The following is a 21,957-nucleotide window of genomic DNA, read 5'->3' on the forward strand; positions in this document are numbered from 1 at the left end:
TATCTGTCGGCTGCTTCGCGAATGTAAATGATATCGGGCGATGCTGAGCGGTAGGGATAAAAACTTCCTTTTTACTTTTGAGAGAAAACAGATGCTGAAAACAACTCCTTTAAATGCAGCGCACCGGACCATGAATGCCAAAATGGTAGATTTTGGCGGTTGGGATATGCCCCTGCACTATGGTTCTCAACTGGATGAACATCACTGTGTCAGGCGTGATGCCGGTATGTTCGATGTGTCTCATATGCTGACCGTCGATATTCGTGGCGAAAACGTACGCCAGTTTCTGCGAGGACTGGTGGCCAACAATGTCGATAAACTGACCATCCCGGGCAAAGCACTCTATACCTGCATGCTGACCCCCACAGGTGGAATCATCGACGATCTGATCATTTACTTCCTGTCCGAGTCCTGGTTCCGTCTGGTAGTCAATGCCGGTACGGCTGATAAGGATATCGACTGGATTACCGCACAATCCCGCCAGCTTGCCCCCGATCTGACCATTACGCCGCGTCGTGATCTTGCTATGATCGCAGTCCAGGGACCCAATGCACGTACAAAAGTCTGGAATGTCATTCCCGATTCCCAGGCAATTTCAGAAGATTTGAAGCCATTTCAGTCTGTGATGCTGGGTGATTATTTCATCGCACGTACCGGTTATACCGGTGAGGATGGTTTTGAAATCACCTTACCTGCCGGCCAGGCGGTTGATTTCTGGCAAAAACTGTATGCAGCAGGTGTGGCTCCAGCCGGGCTGGGGGCGCGTGATACTCTGCGCCTGGAAGCAGGTATGAATCTCTATGGTCAGGATATGGATGAGACCGTCAATCCGCTTGAATCAGGGCTTGCGTGGACAGTAGATCTGAAAAGCGAGCGTGATTTTATAGGGAAGCAAGTACTGCTGGAAACACCAGTTAATCAACAGCTGGTCGGCTTGGTGCTGCTGGATAAAGGGGTATTGCGTAATCATCAGAAAGTAATTACACAGAAGGAAGGTAAAACAGGAGGAGAGATTACCAGCGGCGGATTCTCACCAACTTTGAACCAGTCGATTGCGCTGGCGCGTATTCCTGCAGGAATTGCTGTCGGTGAGCAGGTACATGTCGTCGTGCGAGATAAACAACTCGCGGCAAAGGTCGTTAAATACCCGTTTGTTCGCAATGGTCAGGCATTGGTCTGATTGTTTGCTGAAATGACAACGAATACAGAGTCATTAAATTTTTTAAACTTTAAGTTTGGGGAGTACAGGTAAATGAGCGTTCCGGTAGAACTGAAATATACAGAGTCACATGAATGGGTCAGATTGGAAGCAGATGGCGGTGTCACAGTAGGGATTACCCAGCATGCCCAGGAGTTACTGGGAGATATGGTATTCGTTCAATTGCCCGATGTCGGGCGTACGCTGGCGCAGCGTGAAGATTGTGCAGTAGTGGAGTCGGTCAAGGCAGCATCGGATATTTATGCGCCACTTGGCGGAGAGGTTATTGCAGTCAATTCTGAAGTGGAAACATCTCCGGAAAAAATAAACGAGGATTGCTACACAGCCTGGCTGTTCAAGCTCAAACCGGCCAATGCTGGTGAAATAGATGGTCTGCTCGATGCCAGTGGATATCAGAAACTGCTGGATAGCGAGGCGCATTAAGAATTATTCAACGAAGCTGTTACAAATCATCATTTTTATGAGTTTTTCTGGATAAATTACAGCCAATCATGCCTTTTATTCCCCATACAGAAGAAGATGTGGCCGAGATGCTTGCCAGCATCGGTGCCAAGTCGATTGATGAATTATTCGATGAAATTCCTGCCGATCTCAAGACTGGAAAATTGACTCAGGTACCACCCGGTTTGAGTGAAATGGAAATTTCACGTCTCATGTACGAACGCGCGCAGCAAGACGGGTTTTATCTCAGTTTTATCGGCGCAGGTGCCTATGAACACCATATTCCAGCTGCGGTCTGGCAGATAACGACCCGGGGTGAGTTTTATTCTTCCTATACGCCTTATCAAGCAGAAGCCAGCCAGGGTACATTGCAGTTATTGTACGAATACCAGACCATGATGGCTTCACTGACCGGAATGGATGTATCCAACGCCAGCCTGTATGACGGCGCATCAGCGCTGGCCGAGGCAGCGCTGATGGCTGTGCGCCAGCACAGGACCTCCAGGCGCATTCTGGTTCCTCAGACTGTGCATCCGGTTTACCGCAATGTGATGCGCACCATTGTCAGAAATCAGGCAATCGAGGTGGTCGAGGTTCCCTATGATCCTGCAACCGGACAGGTAGCCATCGATACGCTCGATCAGTTTGCACAGGAAGAATTTGCGGCGCTGATCATTCCCCAGCCTAATTTTTTCGGTGTGCTTGAACAGGTCGATGCACTGACCGATTGGGCACACGACAAGCAATCTCTGGCAGTCGCGGTAGTCAACCCGGTTTCACTTGCCATGCTGAAACCACCAGGAGAATGGGGACGTCGGGGAGCAGATATCGCTGTTGGAGAAGGTCAGCCTCTGGGGATTCCGCTTTCCAGTGGCGGGCCGTACTTCGGATTCATGACTTGCAAACAGGAGCTGGTACGGCAGATGCCCGGACGTATCATCGGGCGGACTACCGATCTGGAAGGTAAGGAAGGTTTTGCCCTGACATTACAGGCAAGGGAGCAGCATATTCGCCGTTCGAAAGCAACTTCCAATATCTGTACTAATCAGGGGTTGATGGTGACGGCAGCCACGATCTATATGTCGCTGCTGGGGCCGGAGGGGTTGTATCGGGTCGCTGCTCATTCTCATGCAAATACGGTGGCACTGATAGAACAGCTGGAAAAATTACCTGGTGTGAAAAAGGCATTCCATAGCCCATTCTTCCATGAGGCAGCCCTTCAGTTATCCGTACCAGCTGATAAAGTCCTGAACAGACTCAAAGCACAAGGTGTATTGGGCGGTGTGCTGCTTGAAAATCATTATCCGGATTTGAAGAACACATTGCTGGTTTGCGCAACGGAAACCAAAACGGCTGAGGATCTGGATAAATACACCGAAGTGCTGCGGCAGGCACTGGCAGCCAGTGCCTGAGACGGATAAACCGGAATAGAGCTGTACTACGCGTACTGTACTGAACCAATCTCACCAATATAAGATAAAACATGCTGATATTCGAACATTCCCGCAAGAATCGTCGGAATTATTCTCAGGCTCCGGCAACCCGGCCAGCCAAAAACAATATTCCGGATAATCTGAAGCGTAAATCTACTCTCCTGTTGCCCGAAGTTTCTGAAATGGACACAGTACGCCACTATACTCGCCTGTCCCAGAAAAATTTCTCGATAGATACGGAGTTTTATCCGCTCGGTTCCTGCACCATGAAATACAATCCGCGTGCCTGTAATTCGCTGGCCATGCTACCGCAATTCCTGTCACGCCACCCGCTGGCACCTGAGGATACAGGCCAGGGATTTCTGGCCTGTATGTATGAGCTGCAGGAGATTCTGAAGGACGTCACGGGTATGGCAGCCGTCAGCCTGACTTCGATGGCAGGTGCGCAGGGTGAGCTGATTGGTATTACGATGATTCGTGCATATCATGAAGCGCATGGAGATACCGAGCGTACCGAAATCATCATCCCGGATGCCGCGCACGGTACCAATCCTGCTACTGCCGTCATGTGTGGTTACAAGGTTATCGAGATTCCCACGAATCGTGATGGGGACGTGGATATGGATGCCCTGAAAGCAGCAGTCGGGCCCAAAACGGCTGGCCTGATGCTGACCAATCCTTCCACATTGGGCGTATTCGAAAAGAAAGTCGCTGAAATGAGCCGGATCGTACATGCGGCAGGTGGTTTGCTGTACTACGATGGTGCCAACCTCAATGCGGTACTGGGTAAAGTCAAGCCGGGGGATATGGGATTCGATGTCATCCATATGAATCTGCACAAAACTTTCTCGACCCCTCATGGGGGTGGTGGACCAGGTGCGGCACCCGTCGGTGTGGGTGAACGCCTGTTGCCCTATCTGCCAGTACCGATCGTGGCACATGAGCAAGGGGTTTACCGCTGGCTGACCGAAAAAGATCGTCCTCAAACCATCGGGCGTTTATCCGCTCACATGGGAAATGCCGGAGTATTGCTGCGTGCCTATATTTACGTCAGATTGCTGGGGGCAGAAGGGATGCACCGCATTTCCGAGTATGCAACACTCAATGCCAATTATCTGATGGCCGAGTTGCGCAAACTGGGTTTCGAGATTGCCTATCCCAATCGCCGTGCCAGTCATGAATTCATCGTAACGATGAAAGAAATCAAAGACAGGACCGGGGTAACTGCCATGAATCTTGCCAAGCGTCTGCTGGATAAAGGTTTTCATGCACCCACCACGTATTTTCCTTTGCTGGTACCCGAATGCTTGCTGATCGAGCCGGCTGAAACCGAATCCAAAGAAACACTGGATCGCTTTGTTGCTGCGATGAAGGAGATTCTGGATGAAATAGCCACCCAGCCGGATATGGTTAAGGCCGCTCCACACGATATGCCCCTGCGGAAAATCGATGATGTCAAGGCTGCCCGTGAACTCGACCTGGTTTGGGATCCGGCGGGCTGATATGCATACACTGATCTGCGGTTCCATCGCCTATGACACGATCATGGTATTTGAAGATCGTTTCAAACGCCATATCCTGCCAGACAAGATTCATGTTCTGAATGTCGCGTTTCTGGTGCCGGAAATGCGACGGGAATTTGGCGGTTGCGCGGCAAATATCGCCTACAACCTGAAGATGCTGGAGGGCAAACCGTTGATAATGGCAACGGTCGGGGATGATTTCCAACCCTATACCTACAGACTGGAAAAGCTCGGGTTGGTGCAGACCTATATCCGCCGGATACAGGATACCTTCACGGCACAGGCATTCATTACTACTGATCTGGACGATAATCAGATCACTGCCTTTCATCCTGGTGCAATGAATTTTTCCCACCAGAACAGTGTGAGAGATGCTGTCGATGTCAGTCTTGGTATCATCGCTCCAGATGGTCGGGATGGGATGCTCGCCCATGCCCGGGAATTTCATGAAACCGGTATTCCCTTCATGTTTGATCCGGGGCAGGGTATGCCGATGTTCAGTGGTGATGAGCTGACTGATTTCATTGACAAGGCAGACTATATAGCGGTCAATGATTATGAAGCTCAGCTGTTACAGTCAGTCACAGGCTATACATTGAGTGAACTGGCCACCCGGGTCAAGGCACTTGTTGAGACCAAAGGGGCGGAGGGTTCGATAATCTACGCACAAGGTAAGCAATTTCAGATCCCTGCTGTTCGTCCGCAGAAAGTTATCGATCCAACCGGCTGTGGAGATGCCTATCGTGCTGGATTGCTTTATGGTATCGGCCAGGACATGGATTGGCAGACGACCGGGCAACTTGCATCACTTATGGGCACGTTGAAAATTGCTCATCGTGGCGGTCAGAATCATCAATATCAGCGTGATGAGATTGGCCAGCGCTACTTTGAAGCTTTTGGCTACCGTATATTCTAGTCTGCACTATTTCCGGCAACAGGACTGTTGCTGGGACTGTAATCCACCAGATAAACAGGTATCTGTTCTGATTCGGCGCCATAGAGCAGACCTGTCAAATCAAATTTTTCTCGGATCGACGTTCCGCTATCCGCCATGGCCGCAACCGGAGTTAACAGGTTAACCAGAAGTATCCGGTTCATCAGGTTGATTTTACATATCACCTTCGGACTGGTGCAATCGTTTGCTCTGCCGTATGTAAGTGCGGCCAGGCAGAACCGGATGGCTTGTAACTGGGCACAAAAGTTTCTTCGAATTCTCAAGGTGGAGTTGTGTCCTGGCGGTACATTGCCTGTTTGTGGTCCGCAAGGGATTGTCTTTGTAGCCAATCACATCTCATGGCTGGATATCATGGTCATTCTGGCGGTATATCCGGTGCATTTCGTTGCCAAGGCGGAAATCAGCACCTGGCCGATACTGGGCCGGTTATGTCGCAATGCTGGAACCTTGTTTATCGAACGCGAGAAACGCGGGGATACGTTAAGAATCAATCAGCAAATAAGCAGTACTCTGAAAGATGGACGCTCGGTCGTGATATTCCCTGAGGGTACGACCGGTGATGGGGATGTGCTTCAGCATTTTCATGCTTCTCTACTGCAGCCTGCCGTAACGGCCGAAACATTGCTTTACCCGGTTGCAATCCGTTATCGTAACCGCGACGGTTCACGGAATTCGAGTGTTGCCTATGTCAGCGTAACGATACTGCAATCCCTGATACAGATACTGACAGAGCCGGAGATTCAGGTAGAACTGATTTTCAGGGAACCCATTCCGGGAGCTGGCAGAAACCGGCGCGAGCTGGCGCGTCTGGCAGAGAAAGCCATTGCGCAGACCCTGTCACTCAGTGTCATACGCACGATACCTGAAATACCTTCCGATCTTCCAGTCGGACGGATGTAAGACAGCCCTGCCAGACGCAGCCTGTATCCAGGGCGATGAGGTTGGGCGTCAGATGTAATCCCAGTGCCGACCAGTGCCCGAACACGATCGTTGTATCCTTGCTGGCTCGCCAGGGAATCTCGAACCAGGGTAGCAGACCGTGCGGAATAGATGGCAATTCACCCTTGCAGGAAAAATTCATTCTGCCTTCCGGCGAACAGACACGCATGCGTGTCATAGCATTGATGATGACCCGCCAGCGATCTTCTCCCTGCAACCGGTCATGCCAGTGATCAGGCACGTTGCCATACATCGAACGGGAAAATGCCTGAAATCGGTCGCTGCGGATGATTGTCTCGACTTCCTGCGCCAGAATTTTCGCCTGTTCGATATTCCAATTCGGTAACAGGCCGGCGTGAACCAGTGTGTATTCATCTTCGTGATGAAACAGCGGCCGATGCCGTAGCCAATCGAGCAGCCTGTTGCTGTCGAGCGCTTCCAGAACCGGTTGCAGGGTGTCTCCATGTTGTTGCCGGGTGGAGCCTGCTGCTACGGCCAGAAGGTGGAGATCATGGTTGCCGAGTACGACTGTAGCGGCATTATCCAGTTCTATCAAGGTGCGCAGTAATGAAAGCGAATCCGGTCCGCGGTTGACGATGTCACCGACCAGCCACAGTCTATCACGGGTAGCGTTGAAACCGATCAGGTCGAGCAGTTCGAGAAAATGCCGATGGCAGCCCTGCAGGTCACCGATCGCATAGGTTGCCATTGAGAATCAGCGCAGCCCCAATACATCCTGCATATCGAACAATCCTGATTTCCGGGTCATGAGAAAACGTGCTGCATGCAGTGCCCCGGCAGCAAATGTTTTACGGCTGCTGGCTTTATGAGTGATTTCCAGGCGTTCACCGATTCCGGCGAATAATGCCGTGTGGTCGCCTACGATATCTCCGCCACGTATGGTCGAGAAGCCGATCGTATCTGCACGACGTTCACCGGTATTGCCTTCACGGCCGTAAATTGCAACTTTTTCGAGATCCTTGCTCTGGGCCTGGGCAATTACCTCACCCATGCGTAGAGCTGTTCCGGAGGGAGCATCAACCTTATGGCGATGATGTGCCTCGATAATTTCGACATCATAGCCTTCCGGCAACGCTTTTGCGGCTACTTCGAGCAGCCTGAACAGCAGGTTGACTCCTACGCTCATGTTGGGTGCCAGTACGATGGCGATGTCTTGGGCGGCAGCATGGATGATGTCTTTTTCTTCCGGTGAAAATCCGGTAGTACCGATCACCATTCCGACCCCCAGTTTACGACATGCAGCAAGGTGTGACAGCGTGCCGGCAGGGCGTGTGAAGTCGATCAGTATATCGCTGCCAACCAGTGCAGAAACATAATCACTGCTGATGGCGACCCCCGGAGGTGTTGCGGTCAGGTTGCCTACATCCTGCGACAGATATGGATTGCCCGGCTGCTCGAGTGCCGCGGATAATCGCAGATCGTTTGCTTCTGCAATGGTTTCCATGATTGCCCGGCCCATGCGGCCGGTACTTCCGGCAACGGCTATGTTTAACGGCGTCATTGATCATCCTTGTAAAAATTTGTCTGGTTTTCTTTGAGGAAGTCGATCGTCCCTTTTTTGTCCGGCTCTTCATTCATATTGTTGTCGGTATCCGGGACAGGGGTAAATGTTTGTTCGGGCGCAAAGATATTTTGAGCGGGCTCACTTTCGCTGAAAGCCGGCGGTTGCGGAAAATCTCCCTGAATATGTGATAACCGGTCATCCTGGAAGAAAACGGTCAGTTTCTTTTCTTCGGCGACTCGACCACCTGGTGCAGTGCGATAGATATAATCCCACCGGTCACCATGAAATATATCCATGACCAACGGTGTACCCAGCGTGAATCGAACTTGTGAACGAGTCATCCCAGGTTTCAGTTTTGCCACCATTTCATCTGTCACGACATTACCCTGCTGGATATCGATTTTATAAGGCAGTGAAGGAAGATAGGTGCAGTGCGTCAGAGGAAGAAACAGCAACAGGAGTAACAGTCGTGGGAAAAATGCATGCATACCAGATCAATATTTTTCAATCCGCCTGGGATAGGATACTATGGACGGTCAGCTCTCCCGGAGCGGGGTAAAGTGTAAACGAAAATGACTGTAATAATACGTATCTTTATGGCGAGTAGCGAGGTTCCCTCGGATCAAAAGGAAATTACGATGGAGGCTAAAACGTCGTAATTGTCTCATAGATACGGCAAATATTTCTGGATAAATAACCTATGAAAAAATCGGAGAATTTGAAGAATATAGACCTTAAAACGATGGGGTTGAAGACGACTCTCCCGCGTCTGAAAATACTGAATCTGTTCGAGAACAGTTTGATTCGGCACCTCTCGGCAGAAGATGTATATAAAGAATTGCTTAATGGAGGGGAGGATATCGGTTTGGCAACGGTTTACCGCGTATTGACCCAGTTTGAACAGGCCGGCTTGCTCGAACGCCACCATTTCGAAAGCGGCAAGGCAGTATTCGAACTGGCAAGCGATAATCACCATGACCATCTGGTATGTCTGCAATGTGGTCGGGTAGAAGAATTTTACGATGCGGAAATCGAGAAACGCCAGGCAAAAATTGCCAAGGAGCGCGGGTTCGTATTGCAGGAGCATTCTCTGTCACTGTACGCTGATTGCACCAAGGAAAATTGTCCGCATCGCAAATAGGTAACAATGTGCTTGTCTGGAGATTGAGAAGCGGCGACGAGCTTTGGCCGTATCTTCCTGTACGTTGGTATGATCATCCAGAGCGATCGGGCCCGCATCTCACTTGCGTGAAGTCTAATTGTTTGATGTACTCTGCGGAATCAAGGCCGATTCTGCAAGTGTGATGTGCTCTTTCAATCCTTGACAGGGCAGGTATTATGGCACCCATGATTCCAAAGAAATTATTGTGTGAGTGGGATTTCCAGCTTATTCGTGATTCATGGCCTGGTTGATGATCGCTTCGACTGTGACAGGGCAGTCTATCAGGCCGATGTCATGACCGAGGCAAGACGGGTATGCCGGATGAGTGACTTCTCGATCTCGATGACACAGAACACCATCAATCCGGCAGCAATAGATTTGCACCATTGCAGTATCGTCAAATCGGTCGAATTGAATATGGCCTGCATGGTCGGCAGATGAGTATAGGCAATCTGCAGCAGCAGGCAGGCAGCAATCGCCAGCAGGACATAACGGTTACCGGTCAATCCTTCGAGATGAAGAACCGATGCAAAGGTATGGCGACTGTTGATCAGATAGAACATCTCGGACATTACGATGGCGTTGACCGCCATCGTGCGGGCTGTTTCCGTACTGACCCCAATGTGTTGCTCCCACAGAAAGAGGCCCAGCCCGCCAATCATCATCAGTACGGATACCATCAAGACCCGCCAGACAAAGAAGCCGGACAGCAATGCTTCCTTGGGTGACCTTGGGCGGTGATTCATGATGTTATGTTCTGCCGGTTCAAAAGCCAGTGCCAATCCCAGGGTACTGACTGTCACCATATTGATCCACAACACCTGTGCCGGTGTGAGTGGCAGAGTGAGTTCGAACAGAATGGCGGCTATGATGACAAGAGCTTCGCCACCATTGGTTGGCAGCATGAACAGGATGAATTTTTTCAGATTGTCGTAAACAACTCGGCCTTCGCGTACTGCGTAAGCAATCGTAGCAAAGTTGTCATCGGCCAATACCATGTCAGATGCTTCCTTGGCAGCTTCAGTGCCATTCATTCCCATTGAAACACCCACATCGGCACGCTTGAGTGCCGGTGCATCGTTTACCCCATCTCCGGTCATTGCCACTACCTGGCCACCAGACTGTAAGGCCTTTACCAAGCGCAGTTTGTGTTCAGGGCTGGTCCGGGCAAAGATATCGACATTCATGACGATATCACGCAGCGTATGATCATCCATGGCAGCGATGTCCATTCCGGTGAGTACTGGCCTGCCGACTCCGATGGCCAATTGTGCTCCGACGGCACGGGCGGTTTCTGCATGATCTCCCGTAATCATTTTGACCCGGATGCCTGCCCGATGGCATTCTGCCACGGCCTGAACGGCTTCTTCACGCGGAGGATCGATGATGCCAACCAGCGCAAGGAAAGTGAAGCCTGTTTTAATATCGCTGATTCTCAGGTTGTTTTCCTGCGGGGCTGATTGTTTGCAGGCCAATGCCAGCAGGCGTAATCCTTTAGCAGCCGTGGCGCTTACCATCCGTTGCCAGTAGTCGATATCAATCGGCTGTTTACCATTCTGCTGCAACTGGGTGGTACACATATCCAGAATGCGTTCTGGCGCACCTTTGACGAAAATCCAAGGTTCATTCTCATCGTCATGGTGGTACGTTGCCATGAAGGAATGCTGGGATTCGAATGGGATGACGTCCCGTCGCGGCCAGGCTGTATTGGCATGATGATTGGAAAAACCGTTCTTTGCGCCCAGAATCAGCAGAGCTCCTTCGGTGGGATCTCCTTCCACACTCCAGAGGCCATCCTTTTCCCGTAATAAAGCATCGTTGCACAGCACACCGGAACGAATTGCCAGAGTGAGTGCTGGATAATGGGTAGGGTCGACGGTTTGTCCATCGATACTATATTCACCCGTCGGTACATAACCGACCCCGCTGACATCGATCGTATGATCAGTACAGACGACCCGCTGTACTGTCATTTCATTGCGTGTTAGTGTCCCGGTTTTATCAGAGCAGATGACTGTCACGGACCCCAGTGCTTCGACTGCAGGCAGTCTTCGGATAATAGCATTGCGCCGTGACATGCGCTGAACGCCCAGTGCCAACGTCACTGTCATGATAGCCGGTAATCCTTCCGGTATTGCGGAAGCAATCAAAGCTACCGCCATCATGAACATTTCTGCTGGTGCATGGTTACGCCACAGGGTTCCCAGTAAGAAAGTCGCACCAGAAGCAGCCAGTATGAAAACAGCCAGTTTGAATCCGAAGTGATCGATCTGGCGTAATAACGGAGTAGACAGATGCTGAGTATCTTTCAGCAATTGGTTGATTTTGCCCAGTTCAGTTGTGCTGCCGGTTGCTACGACGATCCCGCTGGCCTGACCATAAACGACCAGTGTGCCGGAAAAAGCCATCCCATAGCGGTCTCCGGGTAACGTGTCCGGCAGTGCTGTTTCGATTCGTTTTCTGACTGGTAGCGATTCACCAGTCAGTGCGGCTTCTTCGATCTGCAGTTCTTTGATTGAAATCAGGCGTACATCCGCTGGTACCCGGTCACCGGAAGCAAGCAGAACCAGATCGCCGGGTACTAGTCCGGCCGCATCGATCTCATAGCGAGTACCGTCTCGGACGACTGTCGCGTGTGGTGACAGCATGGCACGGATGGAATCAAGTGCTGTTTCTGCTTTGCCCTCCTGGATGAAACCAATGATGACATTGATGAGCACGGCTGCCAGCAGGACGCCTGTATCCACCCAGTGACCCAGTACAGCGGTAATGGCGGCTGCGGCAATCATGATATACAGCAGGACATTGTGGAATTGCAGCAGCAGGCGCAGCAGTGGTCCGCGACGTTTGGGCGGGATCAGGCTGTTTGGTCCGAACTGGGCAAAGCGATCATTGACCTCGGTCATTCTCAGACCATCCAGGCCGGTATGCAGAATCTGCTCGATCTCCGGCAGAGTCAGCGCATGCCATGCTGTTTGCCGTAAGGTTTCAGTGTGATTGGTAACAGGATGATCCGTCATAGTGAGAAATATACTGTTGATGGTTGGTAAGTAATTAATATCCTGGCTAGTGGTAGGCCGGCTGTGCCAGATCTATTTTCTGACGTGTTATTCGGGCATGATGCGTATGCTTTTTGCCGCGTATGACTTTCTTATTAGAGATGGCCGAACTGGAAAGTTACCGTTTACAGTTGATCAGACAGCAGAATGCCATGATTGTCTGCCACTAACCTCTTATCGATTTCTATTTTGGTTGACCAGGAGTGATCTGCTCCAGTTCCCTAGGTGGCCAGCCGGTTGTTTCATTGCTAAACAGGCTCGACGTTAAACGAATAGAGCAAAGTCTTCAGGTTTTAAGCAAAAAATAATACTGCTGAAGGGATGGTAATAATTTTATGCCGGCTGCTATTGGAAATCTCGCAACTCATGATCGGGTATCCGGAAAAATGGAGGCGGCGCTGGATTCTCGACATAAATCGATTCTGGAATTCATCTGGCAGTCTATAGTGGATCCTTTCCAACGTTGGCGCAGGATGGTTCAGGCAGCTGCGGAAATGGGCTGAATATCAGCCGTATGGGTGTTGCTAGATATGTACCGATCTCACCCATGGGAGTGGTATGAGCGAAGGCAATAAACTCATCATCTATTGAGGTTGCCAGAGGTGGATAAGTAACCAAGCTACAGTTTTCAAAATGGTTACAGTCTTTCCAGCAGAATCTGCCGAATCTCATCATCAGTAAGCACGATCGGATTGGTTTTCATACTGCTGCCACGGCAGTGGGCAATGATTTTATCGAGCTCGGTAGAGTGCAGACCGTAGTGCGATAGCCGGGGCAGATTGAGTTCTTCTGTCCATTGTGTCAACAGATCGATCAGGGCATTTAAGGCGGCTTCCGGATCGTTAAAGCGCTGCCCGCACAAAATTTCGGCAACATACTGGTATTTTGCTAATGCCGGATTATCCGGTTCACGCATATGCATGCTGTGAAGGTTGATCCGGGTGGCGGCCGCGACCAAGGTACCGCAAACGACACCATGCGGAATCGGGTAGAACGCACCAAGCGGGGATGCCAAGCCGTGTACCGATCCCAGACCTGTTTGTGCCAGCGTGATACCGGAGAGCAGCGCGGCGTAAGCCATTTTCTCCCGATGTTGCGCCAGTTCGCCTTGCTGGTGGTAAAACGGGATCAGTGCGTCACGAACAGCCTGCAATCCACTGACCGCCAGTGCATCGGTGAGAGCATTTGCTTTGAGGGATACGTACGATTCCAGCAGTTGCGTCAGGGCATCCATACCGTTGGCAGCAATGACACCGGGCGGGCAACTGGCCAGTAACTCCGGATCGATGATTGCATATTCGGCAACCAGCTTGTCGTGACGGAAGGATTTCTTGAAACCATTCTCACCTTGCACGCTGAGCACGGCGTTTTTGGTTGCTTCACTGCCAGTACCGGCAGTCGTAGGGACAGCGATGAATGGTAGGGAGGGCCCCTGATACGGCAACTCCGGGCCAACTCCTTCGAGATAATCCATCACCGAATGTTGTATCTGCAACAATCCGGCCACGGCTTTGGCGGTATCGAGCGCACTGCCGCCACCGATGCCGATGACTGCGGCAAAGTGCTCATTGGCATAATCTCTGACGAGATCATCGATCAAAGCAGGGGAAGGTTCTTCCGTTACCGTGGCGTGTTGCCAGGTAATGGCGTGATGCTCGAGCTGATCGATCAGGAACTGCCAGTACGGCGTGTCTGTAAAGGAGTGCGCGCCCGTAACCAATAAAACGTGGGTGCCATAACTTTCGATGATATCCGGCAGTTTTTTCAGAACGCCTGCACCAAATTCGATGCGCGGCAGTCGGGCAATAGAAAAGGGCATCATCAGTTATCCACAGCCGGGTACAGACCCTCATATATGACCCCCTTGCGCGGCTCAACCATCCAGTCTGCGACGGTATCGCGCCACGTCAGATAATGTGCAGTTTCTTTATGCGCTGCAGCATCCTCCCGGGTTTTGTACGCTTCGTAAAGTACGAACCGGCTTGGATCATCGGCAGACTGCAGAATGTCAAAACGCCTATTGCCCGGTTCGTGAATCGATTGTTCATGATTCAGACGGGTGGCTTCCTTGAATGCTTCTACTTTGTCTGCTTTGACGGATGCGTAGACGATAGTGACATACATGATATAAATCCTCTGCATTTACGGGTTCTAAATAAGTGCCGTGATTATGGGCGTGCAGTTTTCCGGGTGCAAGCCAGATTTCCTGGATTCTTGTGAAACGTTTTTTTGATGCATTAGGTTTGGCATAAACCGAATATTTCAGGTTTGCGATCTTATAATTGCTGATAGATCGAATTTTCATCGAGATCTGATCGAAATTATCAGTTAAGGAGAATTTTTGCGCATGGATATCCATCAACTGCCTGATTTGATGGGCAGGCAGAAAGAATCGGGTGAAGCTTATCTGGAGTTCTTGCGGGTACCTTCGCTGAGTATGGGGGTTTATACCTTGCCGGCAGGATCAGAAGATCTGCAGGAGCCGCATACCGAGGATGAGGTTTATTACGTGACGCACGGTAAGGCAACGATGCGGATAGGCAGTGATCATCGGCAGATATCAGCCGGCAGTATTATTTTCGTGGCGGCTAATGTTGACCACTGTTTCTGCGACATTACGGAAGATCTGACCGTGCTGGTGTTTTTTGCGCCGGCCGAATACACCTATCAGATAAACGATGGGAAGGAAGTCTGATAGATTCTGTTTTTTGTGGTAAGCAATCGGCAATGGAATAGAGATGAAAGGAGATTAGTGGATGAGAAATACTGGGGGCAGGTATTTCTCAGGTTTATATTTTGGGCAGTGTAACTCCTTGCTGAAACTGGTATTTACCGCTGCGATCCTTGTATGACGTTTCACACACTTCATCCGATTCGAAGAAGATGACCTGTGCTACGCCTTCATTGGCATAAATTTTGGCAGGTAGAGGAGTGGTATTGGAAAATTCCAGCGTGACATAGCCTTCCCATTCCGGTTCGAACGGAGTGACATTGACGATGATGCCGCAGCGGGCGTAGGTGGATTTTCCGAGACAAATCGTCAGTACACTGCGCGGGATGCGAAAATATTCGACGGTACGTGCCAGTGCAAAAGAGTTGGGCGGGATGATGCATATATCGCCTTTGACATCGACAAACGAGTTGGAATCAAAACGTTTCGGATCGACAATGGTTGAATTCAGGTTGGTAAACAGCTTGAATTCGTCCGAGCAGCGAATATCGTAGCCATAGCTGGACGTACCATAAGAAACGATGCTCTCGCCATTTCGCTGCTTGATCTGGTTGGGTTCGAACGGCTCGATCATGTTGTATTCAGCAGCCATCCTGCGGATCCATTTGTCTGACTTGATTGACATTCGAGGTCCTTAATCGTCTTCCATGATGATCTGAGTGAATACATCCGAATAATCGCGTGCCATTTCGGAGATCTTGGCCGCTGTCCGGCGTGCAATGGTGCGGTAGATGGCTGCAATCTGTCCGTCCGGTTCGGCTACTACGCTGGGCGTGCCGGCATCAGTGTGTTCGCGGATGCGGATATCCAGCGGCAGTGCCCCGAGCAGTTCAACGTTGTAATCCCGGCACATTTTCTCGCCCCCACCGGTTCCGAAAATCGGTTCGGTGTGTCCGCAGTGTGAACAGGTGTGCAGACTCATATTTTCCACGATCCCCAGAATGGGAATGCCGACTTTCTCAAACATTTTCAAGCCTTTGCGAGCATCCAGCAGTGCGATGTCCTGCGGCGTGGTGACGATTACCGCACCAGTCACCGGGATTTTCTGGGCAAGTGTCAATTGAATGTCGCCGGTACCGGGAGGCAGATCGATGACCAGATAGTCGAGATCATGCCAGAGGGTATCGTTCAGCAACTGTTGTAAGGCTTGTGTCACCATCGGGCCGCGCCAGACCATCGGGGTCTCCACGTCGATCAGCAATCCAATCGACATCATCTGGATGCCGTGTGCCCGCATCGGTTCGATGGTTTTGCCATCCGGAGAATCGGGCCGCCCGCTGACACCGAGCATTTGCGGTTGTGAAGGGCCGTAAATGTCCGCATCCAGAATTCCCACGGTTGCGCCTTCGGCGGCCAGTGCCAGTGCGAGATTGGCGGCAGTCGCGGATTTACCTACGCCCCCCTTGCCCGAAGCCACGGCGATGACGTTCTTGACGCCGGGAATCAGCTTGAGTTTGCGTTGGGCGCTGTGGGCAATGATATTGCTGGTTACGTTGACTGTTATCGATCCGATTCCCGGTACGGTACGCACAGCCTGTTCGATCTGCTGGTGAACGGTGTTCAGCACGCTTTTGGCCGGATAGCCAAGTTCGATATTGACCGAGACATTATCCTGGTTGATCTGAATATCGCTGACCGCCTTACTGGTCAGATAATCCTTGCCGGTCGTGGGGTCGATGGTCTGCTCCAGTACCATCTCAATCTGTTGTTGTGTGATCAATTGAGAAAGCTCCTGTGATCAAAAACTATTGATGTTAGCAAATATCGCGCCGGCTGGTTTGTTATACAATTCTTTTTTCCTATATTCGATCGATAACTGATGACTACACGCGATATCCTGGTAACTTCCGCACTGCCTTATGCCAATGGCAGCATCCATCTCGGACATCTGGTCGAGTATATCCAGACCGATATCTGGGTGCGTTTCCAGAAAATGCAGGGGCATACCATCCATTATGTTTGTGCGGATGATACCCATGGTACACCCGTCATGCTGCGTGCGGAAAAGGAAGGGATTTCGCCGGAAACGTTGATTGCCCGTGTTCACACGGAACATTTGCGCGATTTTACCGGTTTTCATATTGCTTTCGATCAGTACTACAGTACGCACTCCGACGAGACACGTTACTATGCCGAGGATATTTACCGGAAACTGAAAGAAGCGGGGCTGATTGCTGTGCGTGCAATCGAACAGTTGTATGATCCGGTCAAAAACCTGTTTCTGCCGGATCGTTTTGTCAAGGGTGAATGTCCCAAATGTGGTGCGGCTGAGCAATATGGAGATTCCTGCGAGGCTTGTGGCGCAGCCTATACGCCGACTGAGCTGAAAAATCCCTATTCTGCTGTTTCCGGTGCGACTCCCGTCAGAAAAGCTTCAGAGCATTTCTTCTTCAAATTATCAGATACCCGCTGTGCGGATTTTCTGCGTCGCTGGACGCGTGAAGGGAATCATCTGCAGGCGGAAGCAGCCAATAAAATGGCGGAATGGCTGGGCGAAGCGGGAGAGAACAAGCTTTCCGATTGGGATATTTCGCGTGATGCCCCTTATTTCGGCTTCGAGATTCCCGGTGAAACAGGCAAGTATTTTTACGTCTGGCTGGATGCGCCCATCGGCTACATGGGCAGCTTCAGGAAACTCTGTGCCCGGAAGGGGATTGATTTCGATACGTACTGGAAAAAGGATTCCACAACTGAGCTTTATCATTTCATCGGTAAGGATATTCTTTATTTTCATGCGCTTTTCTGGCCGGCGATGCTGGAGAACGCAGGCTACCGGACACCCACACAGATTTTTGCCCACGGTTTTCTGACTGTGAACGGTGAAAAAATGAGTAAATCACGCGGTACGTTCATTACTGCGGAAAGCTATCTGGAACAGGGGCTGAACCCGGAATGGTTGCGCTACTACTATGCCGCCAAGCTGAATGGCAGCATGGAGGATATCGATCTCAACCTGGACGATTTCGTCGCGCGTGTCAATTCCGATCTGGTGGGCAAATACATCAACATCGCCAGCCGGTGTGCGGGATTCATCAGCAAGCGGTTTGGCGGCAAGCTGGTGAGCGGTGAGGATTATCGTCTGCTGCAGCAAATGGTGGATGAACATTTTGCCGGCTGGCAGCCGGGGGTAATCGAGGCCGCTTATGAAGCACGTGATTTTTCTGCGGCGGTACGCCATATCATGCGCCGTGCAGATGAGGTCAATGAACTAATTCACATGCTGGCTCCCTGGGAAATTGCCCGAGATGAAACGCGGGAGCAGGAGCTGCACCGCGCCTGCAGCCTGGGTATCCAGATGTTTTATCTGCTTTCCTGCTATCTGAAGCCGATCCTGCCGCGCACTGCTGCGCAGATCGAGGATTTCCTCAATCTGGGTGAATTGAGCTGGCAGAAGCAGCAGGCCGGGCAACCTTTATCCGGCACGCTGCTGCCGCCCGGCCATGTGATCAACCCTTATCAGCATCTCATGACCCGTATCGACCCAAAGCAGATCACTGCACTGATTACGGCCAATCAACAAACCATGCAACAGACGATGAATACAGGAACTGAATCACATTCCCCGCAGCGACACGGTCAGGCACAACAGCATCCCGTTGCGCCGATTGCGGAAACCATTTCTATCGAAGATTTCGGCAAGATCGATCTGCGCATTGCCCGTATTGTGGATGCGCAACATGTCCCGGGCGCTGACAAGCTGCTGCAACTGACACTGGATATCGGCTCTGAACAGCGTACTGTCTTCGCCGGCATCAAATCTGCCTATGATCCGGAACAGCTCAAAGGGCGTCTGACAGTCATGGTAGCTAATCTTGCTCCACGAAAAATGAAATTCGGGTTATCCGAAGGCATGGTACTGGCTGCAAGTGGTGAGAACGGAGGAGGACCTTTCCTGCTTGCGCCGGATAGTGGCGCCCAACCAGGTATGCGAGTGAAATAGTGTTATGCAGTGCAATGCATCTGTGCTGATTACGCTTGATAACTTGAAATCAGGAGATATAAGTGGGTTAATGCTTATTTGACCCACTTATTGTTGTTTACTGATCATGTCCGATATATCTGGTACTCCCCTTACCCCTGTTGCCACTGTTACCCGCCTTGCTGATTACCGTGTTCCGGAATTCTTAATTGAAAAAACGCATCTGACGTTTGAGCTGCACGAAGGTTATACCGATGTCAGCAGCAGGCTGACGATTACCCGCAACCCGCAGAGCGCAAAAGCAGATCATCTGATTTTGCACGGCGAGCAGCTGGAATTGCTTTCTCTGGCGATTGATGAGCAGCCGCTTGATGCCGGGGATTACCAGATAACACCGCACAATCTGATCATTCGCGAGGTGCCGGAACAGTTTGTGTTGCACTGCACAACTCGCATTTATCCCGAAAAAAATACCGCGCTGGAAGGGCTTTATTGCTCCAGTAGTATGTACTGCACGCAGTGCGAGGCTGAGGGTTTTCGCAAGATCACGTATTACCTGGACAGGCCGGATGTCATGAGCGAATTTGAAACGGTGATCGTTGCCCGGGAAGGTGCTTTCTCGACCATGCTTTCCAATGGCAATTGTCTGTCCGATACGGTGCGCGATGGTAGACGTACCGTGCACTGGCACGATCCTTTCAAAAAACCCAGCTATCTGTTTGCGCTGGTTGCGGGCAATCTGGTTTGTCTGGAAGACAGCTTTACCACGCAATCCGGCCGTCAGGTTCTGTTGCAAATCTACACCGAAGCAAAAGACGGTGATAAATGCCATTTTGCGATGCAGTCGTTGAAAAAAGCCATGCGTTGGGATGAGCAGATCTACGGCCGGGAATACGATCTAGATCGTTTCATGATAGTCGCTGTGGATGATTTCAACATGGGGGCAATGGAAAACAAAGGGCTGAATATCTTCAATACGTCCTGTGTACTGGCTCATCCGACCAGTACGACTGATGCCGCATTCCAGCGAGTGGAAAGGGTGATCGCCCATGAGTATTTTCATAACTGGTCTGGCAACCGGATTACTTGTCGTGACTGGTTCCAGTTGAGCCTGAAAGAGGGATTGACGGTTTACCGTGATTCCGAATTCTCGGCGGACATGAACAGCCGTGCGGTCAAGCGGATAGAGGATGTCAGTCTCATACGCGGTGTACAGTTTGTTGAAGATGCCGGTCCGATGGCGCATCCGGTGCGGCCGGATTCCTATATGGAAATATCCAATTTCTATACTGTCACCATTTATGAGAAAGGGGCTGAGGTGGTGCGCATGCTGGCCAATATACTGGGGCCGGAGCAATATCGCCAGGCAACGGACCTGTATTTCAGCCGCTTCGATGGACAGGCCGTCACTTGCGATGATTTCGTCCAGTGCATGGAGGAAGTATCAGGCAGGGATCTGTGCCAGTTTCGCTTGTGGTATTCGCAGGCGGGCACGCCGCAATTGCATATCAGCGACAGCTATGATGCTGACCGCCAGCAATATAGTCTGACTGTTCGTCAGCATACACCTGCAACGCCCGGGCAGATTGAGAAGAAAGCGTTCCATATCCCGCTCAAGATTGCCCTCTACGGCAGCAACGGCATGCTGGCTCTGGTAACTGACGGGCAAGCCAGAGGTACGGAAATCGTACTGGATATCTGTGAGGAGCATCAGACCATCGTGTTTGAGCAGGTGGCAGAAAAGCCTGTGCCATCTTTATTGCGTGGTTTTTCGGCACCGGTCAGGGTTTTTTATGACTACCAGCTGGCTCAACTACGGCAATTGATTTTGCTCGATAGCGACGGTTTCTGCCGTTGGGATGCCATGCAAAATCTGATGCGCATCGTGCTGAGCAAAGCGATCGATGGCGAAGATAATCTTGCAGAGCAGGCGGTGCTGATAGAGGTACTCAAGCAATTGCTGGCTGATCACGCGGCTATGGATGCAGCTTTATTGGCCTGCATGCTAGATTTACCCGGTGAGCAATATCTGGCAAGTCTTTATGACAAAGCTAACCCGCCGGCAATCAGCCGGGCAAGAATGCAGTTACAACATCAGCTTGCCGTGCAATTGCAGACAGAACTGCTAAGCTGTTACCAGGCTTTGCAGGATAGCTCATCCGGGTTGTCTGCACAGGCGATGGCAGCACGCAGCTTACGCAATCGGGCTTTGGCGTATTTGCTGCATATTGATAATGAATATTATCGGGATCTGGCGCAGCAGCAGTTTCTTCGGGCAGACAACATGACTGACCAGTTCACTGCCCTGAAAGGGCTGGCTCATGCTGAGCATGCCAGGGTAGTAGGGCAGGAAGCGCTGCAGGCGTTTTATCGGCAATGGCAACACGAAGCGCTGGTAGTGAATATGTGGTTTCAGGTTCAGGCGACACGGCCTTGGGGTAATGTTCTACGGGAAGTGCAGCAGCTTCTGAACCATGAAGCATTTGATGCATGCAATCCGAATAAATTGCGTGCCGTGATCGCTGCTTTTGCCAATCAGAATTTTGTCGGTTTCCATGACAGCTCAGGTAAAGCCTATCAGTTTCTGGCAGATCAGATCGCCGACATTGATCAACGTAACCCTCAAATGGCCGCCCGTCTGCTGACACCGTTAACGCACTGGCGTCAGTTTATTGATGAGCACGCCACGTTAATGCGCAAGGCATTGGAATCACTATCGCAACGTGAATTGAGCAAGGATGTGTACGAGGTTGTAAGCAAGAGCCTGAATGGAAGAAGTGCCGATTAGCAGGGTGTGAGAATTTCTGCATTTGTCATTCCCGGGTGACACGCCTACCAATCCGAAGATCATTGCCTCTCGCTTTGAAACAGCTCGCATTCAGCCAGTGTTGCGTTTGCTGATACACCGGTAGTGGCGGACACGGAGAAGGGTCTGAGTATCAGGGCGGTGGCCGATAAATATTCAGTCAGCCCCTCATTTGTATCGAAGATAACCTTGACATGGTTTAATGAAACCGGACACTCCAGTTAAGAGAAAATAATCTTAACTGG

At 50.9% G+C, this 21,957-nt stretch carries 20 protein-coding genes; 11 read left to right on the top strand and 9 right to left on the bottom strand.

The genetic code is table 11. From position 1 onward, the window contains the following. Nucleotides 1-91: 91 nt before the first annotated feature. The 5 genes from gcvT to ABUL11_RS03180 all read left to right on the top strand — a co-directional run bounded on the left by gcvT (nucleotide 92) and on the right by ABUL11_RS03180 (nucleotide 5,532). Complete coding sequence (gene gcvT, locus ABUL11_RS03160) at nucleotides 92-1,180, top strand: glycine cleavage system aminomethyltransferase GcvT (protein ID WP_350282412.1); 1,089 nt, start codon at nucleotides 92-94, stop codon at nucleotides 1,178-1,180. Between the two features lie 72 nt (nucleotides 1,181-1,252). After that, nucleotides 1,253-1,642, top strand: coding sequence for a glycine cleavage system protein GcvH (gcvH, locus tag ABUL11_RS03165; protein WP_350282413.1), 390 nt, complete (start codon nucleotides 1,253-1,255; stop codon nucleotides 1,640-1,642). A 68-nt stretch (nucleotides 1,643-1,710) separates the two neighbouring features. Then, nucleotides 1,711-3,072, top strand: a complete 1,362-nt coding sequence (gene gcvPA / locus ABUL11_RS03170) for an aminomethyl-transferring glycine dehydrogenase subunit GcvPA (protein WP_350282414.1) — start codon at nucleotides 1,711-1,713, stop codon at nucleotides 3,070-3,072. A 71-nt stretch (nucleotides 3,073-3,143) separates the two neighbouring features. Then, a complete protein-coding gene (gene gcvPB / locus ABUL11_RS03175) occupies nucleotides 3,144-4,595 on the top strand; it encodes an aminomethyl-transferring glycine dehydrogenase subunit GcvPB (protein WP_350282415.1) in 1,452 nt (483 codons plus the stop codon). Nucleotide 4,596: 1 nt separating this feature from the next. Continuing rightward, a complete protein-coding gene (locus tag ABUL11_RS03180; protein WP_350282416.1) occupies nucleotides 4,597-5,532 on the top strand; it encodes a carbohydrate kinase family protein in 936 nt (311 codons plus the stop codon). On the opposite strand, the gene ABUL11_RS03185 is transcribed toward ABUL11_RS03180, so the two are convergent. Further along, nucleotides 5,529-5,714: a hypothetical protein gene (locus ABUL11_RS03185; protein WP_350282417.1), complete on the bottom strand. Its 186-nt coding sequence runs from the start codon at nucleotides 5,712-5,714 to the stop codon at nucleotides 5,529-5,531. The genes ABUL11_RS03180 and ABUL11_RS03185 overlap by 4 nt on opposite strands. 4 nt (nucleotides 5,715-5,718) lie before the next feature. Here ABUL11_RS03185 and ABUL11_RS03190 point away from each other — a divergent pair, with 4 nt between their 5' ends. Further along, nucleotides 5,719-6,471, top strand: coding sequence for a lysophospholipid acyltransferase family protein (locus ABUL11_RS03190; RefSeq protein ID WP_350282418.1), 753 nt, complete (start codon nucleotides 5,719-5,721; stop codon nucleotides 6,469-6,471). Here the strand turns inward: ABUL11_RS03190 and ABUL11_RS03195 are convergent. Genes ABUL11_RS03195 through ABUL11_RS03205 form a run of 3 tightly spaced genes read right to left on the bottom strand, consistent with a single transcriptional unit; the run spans nucleotide 6,419 to nucleotide 8,523 of the window. Beyond that, nucleotides 6,419-7,219 (bottom strand): symmetrical bis(5'-nucleosyl)-tetraphosphatase, encoded by an 801-nt coding sequence (locus ABUL11_RS03195; protein WP_350282419.1) that lies wholly within the window; start codon nucleotides 7,217-7,219, stop codon nucleotides 6,419-6,421. The genes ABUL11_RS03190 and ABUL11_RS03195 overlap by 53 nt on opposite strands. A gap of 6 nt (nucleotides 7,220-7,225) precedes the next feature. Beyond that, nucleotides 7,226-8,032 carry a 4-hydroxy-tetrahydrodipicolinate reductase gene (gene dapB / locus ABUL11_RS03200; RefSeq protein WP_350282420.1) on the bottom strand — a complete coding sequence of 269 codons (807 nt, stop codon included), beginning with the start codon at nucleotides 8,030-8,032 and terminating at the stop codon, nucleotides 7,226-7,228. Continuing rightward, nucleotides 8,029-8,523 (bottom strand): outer membrane protein assembly factor BamE, encoded by a 495-nt coding sequence (locus ABUL11_RS03205; RefSeq protein WP_350282421.1) that lies wholly within the window; start codon nucleotides 8,521-8,523, stop codon nucleotides 8,029-8,031. The genes dapB and ABUL11_RS03205 overlap by 4 nt, the downstream gene beginning before the upstream one ends. 212 nt (nucleotides 8,524-8,735) lie before the next feature. Here ABUL11_RS03205 and fur point away from each other — a divergent pair, with 212 nt between their 5' ends. After that, nucleotides 8,736-9,176 (top strand): ferric iron uptake transcriptional regulator, encoded by a 441-nt coding sequence (fur, locus tag ABUL11_RS03210; protein ID WP_350282422.1) that lies wholly within the window; start codon nucleotides 8,736-8,738, stop codon nucleotides 9,174-9,176. Nucleotides 9,177-9,478: 302 nt separating this feature from the next. Here the strand turns inward: fur and ABUL11_RS03215 are convergent, their stop codons facing one another. After that, a complete protein-coding gene (locus ABUL11_RS03215) occupies nucleotides 9,479-12,217 on the bottom strand; it encodes a cation-transporting P-type ATPase (protein WP_350282423.1) in 2,739 nt (912 codons plus the stop codon). Nucleotides 12,218-12,591: 374 nt separating this feature from the next. On the opposite strand from ABUL11_RS03215, the gene ABUL11_RS03220 reads away from it, so the two are divergent. Beyond that, complete coding sequence (locus ABUL11_RS03220; RefSeq protein WP_350282424.1) at nucleotides 12,592-12,759, top strand: hypothetical protein; 168 nt, start codon at nucleotides 12,592-12,594, stop codon at nucleotides 12,757-12,759. A 134-nt stretch (nucleotides 12,760-12,893) separates the two neighbouring features. Here ABUL11_RS03220 and ABUL11_RS03225 read toward each other — a convergent pair whose 3' ends face one another. Beyond that, nucleotides 12,894-14,078 (bottom strand): iron-containing alcohol dehydrogenase, encoded by a 1,185-nt coding sequence (locus ABUL11_RS03225; RefSeq protein ID WP_350282425.1) that lies wholly within the window; start codon nucleotides 14,076-14,078, stop codon nucleotides 12,894-12,896. Beyond that, on the bottom strand, nucleotides 14,078-14,398 hold the full coding sequence (locus ABUL11_RS03230) for an antibiotic biosynthesis monooxygenase (protein WP_350282426.1): 321 nt from the start codon (nucleotides 14,396-14,398) through the stop codon (nucleotides 14,078-14,080). Before ABUL11_RS03230 ends, ABUL11_RS03225 begins: the two co-directional genes overlap by 1 nt. A gap of 205 nt (nucleotides 14,399-14,603) precedes the next feature. Here ABUL11_RS03230 and ABUL11_RS03235 point away from each other — a divergent pair, with 205 nt between their 5' ends. Continuing rightward, nucleotides 14,604-14,951 carry a cupin domain-containing protein gene (locus tag ABUL11_RS03235; RefSeq protein WP_350282427.1) on the top strand — a complete coding sequence of 116 codons (348 nt, stop codon included), beginning with the start codon at nucleotides 14,604-14,606 and terminating at the stop codon, nucleotides 14,949-14,951. 94 nt (nucleotides 14,952-15,045) lie between these two features. Here the strand turns inward: ABUL11_RS03235 and dcd are convergent, their stop codons facing one another. Both dcd and apbC read right to left on the bottom strand, forming a co-directional pair. After that, nucleotides 15,046-15,612, bottom strand: coding sequence for a dCTP deaminase (gene dcd, locus ABUL11_RS03240; RefSeq protein WP_350282428.1), 567 nt, complete (start codon nucleotides 15,610-15,612; stop codon nucleotides 15,046-15,048). A gap of 9 nt (nucleotides 15,613-15,621) precedes the next feature. Further along, complete coding sequence (gene apbC, locus ABUL11_RS03245) at nucleotides 15,622-16,707, bottom strand: iron-sulfur cluster carrier protein ApbC (RefSeq protein ID WP_350282429.1); 1,086 nt, start codon at nucleotides 16,705-16,707, stop codon at nucleotides 15,622-15,624. A 99-nt stretch (nucleotides 16,708-16,806) separates the two neighbouring features. Between apbC and metG the strand changes: the two genes are divergently transcribed. Together metG and pepN are read left to right on the top strand one after the other, a co-directional pair. Continuing rightward, nucleotides 16,807-18,927, top strand: coding sequence for a methionine--tRNA ligase (metG, locus tag ABUL11_RS03250; protein ID WP_350282430.1), 2,121 nt, complete (start codon nucleotides 16,807-16,809; stop codon nucleotides 18,925-18,927). Between the two features lie 106 nt (nucleotides 18,928-19,033). After that, nucleotides 19,034-21,694, top strand: a complete 2,661-nt coding sequence (gene pepN / locus ABUL11_RS03255; RefSeq protein WP_350282431.1) for an aminopeptidase N — start codon at nucleotides 19,034-19,036, stop codon at nucleotides 21,692-21,694. The last annotated feature ends 263 nt before the right edge of the window (nucleotides 21,695-21,957 follow it).

It is taken from the genome of Nitrosomonas sp., from assembly GCF_040256045.1.
Taxonomy (GTDB): Bacteria; Pseudomonadota; Gammaproteobacteria; order Burkholderiales; family Nitrosomonadaceae; genus Nitrosomonas.

What these genes read in the sequence shown, in the direction of transcription:
- gcvT (WP_350282412.1), top strand. Translation starts at nt 92, where the DNA reads ATGCTGAAAACAACTCCTTTAAATGCAGCGCACCGGACCATGAATGCC.
- gcvH (WP_350282413.1), top strand. Translation starts at nt 1,253, where the DNA reads ATGAGCGTTCCGGTAGAACTGAAATATACAGAGTCACATGAATGGGTC.
- gcvPA (WP_350282414.1), top strand. Translation starts at nt 1,711, where the DNA reads ATGCCTTTTATTCCCCATACAGAAGAAGATGTGGCCGAGATGCTTGCC.
- gcvPB (WP_350282415.1), top strand. Translation starts at nt 3,144, where the DNA reads ATGCTGATATTCGAACATTCCCGCAAGAATCGTCGGAATTATTCTCAG.
- ABUL11_RS03180 (WP_350282416.1), top strand. Translation starts at nt 4,597, where the DNA reads ATGCATACACTGATCTGCGGTTCCATCGCCTATGACACGATCATGGTA.
- ABUL11_RS03185 (WP_350282417.1), bottom strand. Translation starts at nt 5,714, where the DNA reads ATGAACCGGATACTTCTGGTTAACCTGTTAACTCCGGTTGCGGCCATG.
- ABUL11_RS03195 (WP_350282419.1), bottom strand. Translation starts at nt 7,219, where the DNA reads ATGGCAACCTATGCGATCGGTGACCTGCAGGGCTGCCATCGGCATTTT.
- dapB (WP_350282420.1), bottom strand. Translation starts at nt 8,032, where the DNA reads ATGACGCCGTTAAACATAGCCGTTGCCGGAAGTACCGGCCGCATGGGC.
- ABUL11_RS03205 (WP_350282421.1), bottom strand. Translation starts at nt 8,523, where the DNA reads ATGCATGCATTTTTCCCACGACTGTTACTCCTGTTGCTGTTTCTTCCT.
- fur (WP_350282422.1), top strand. Translation starts at nt 8,736, where the DNA reads ATGAAAAAATCGGAGAATTTGAAGAATATAGACCTTAAAACGATGGGG.
- ABUL11_RS03215 (WP_350282423.1), bottom strand. Translation starts at nt 12,217, where the DNA reads ATGACGGATCATCCTGTTACCAATCACACTGAAACCTTACGGCAAACA.
- ABUL11_RS03220 (WP_350282424.1), top strand. Translation starts at nt 12,592, where the DNA reads ATGCCGGCTGCTATTGGAAATCTCGCAACTCATGATCGGGTATCCGGA.
- ABUL11_RS03225 (WP_350282425.1), bottom strand. Translation starts at nt 14,078, where the DNA reads ATGATGCCCTTTTCTATTGCCCGACTGCCGCGCATCGAATTTGGTGCA.
- ABUL11_RS03230 (WP_350282426.1), bottom strand. Translation starts at nt 14,398, where the DNA reads ATGCAGAGGATTTATATCATGTATGTCACTATCGTCTACGCATCCGTC.
- ABUL11_RS03235 (WP_350282427.1), top strand. Translation starts at nt 14,604, where the DNA reads ATGGATATCCATCAACTGCCTGATTTGATGGGCAGGCAGAAAGAATCG.
- dcd (WP_350282428.1), bottom strand. Translation starts at nt 15,612, where the DNA reads ATGTCAATCAAGTCAGACAAATGGATCCGCAGGATGGCTGCTGAATAC.
- metG (WP_350282430.1), top strand. Translation starts at nt 16,807, where the DNA reads ATGACTACACGCGATATCCTGGTAACTTCCGCACTGCCTTATGCCAAT.
- pepN (WP_350282431.1), top strand. Translation starts at nt 19,034, where the DNA reads ATGTCCGATATATCTGGTACTCCCCTTACCCCTGTTGCCACTGTTACC.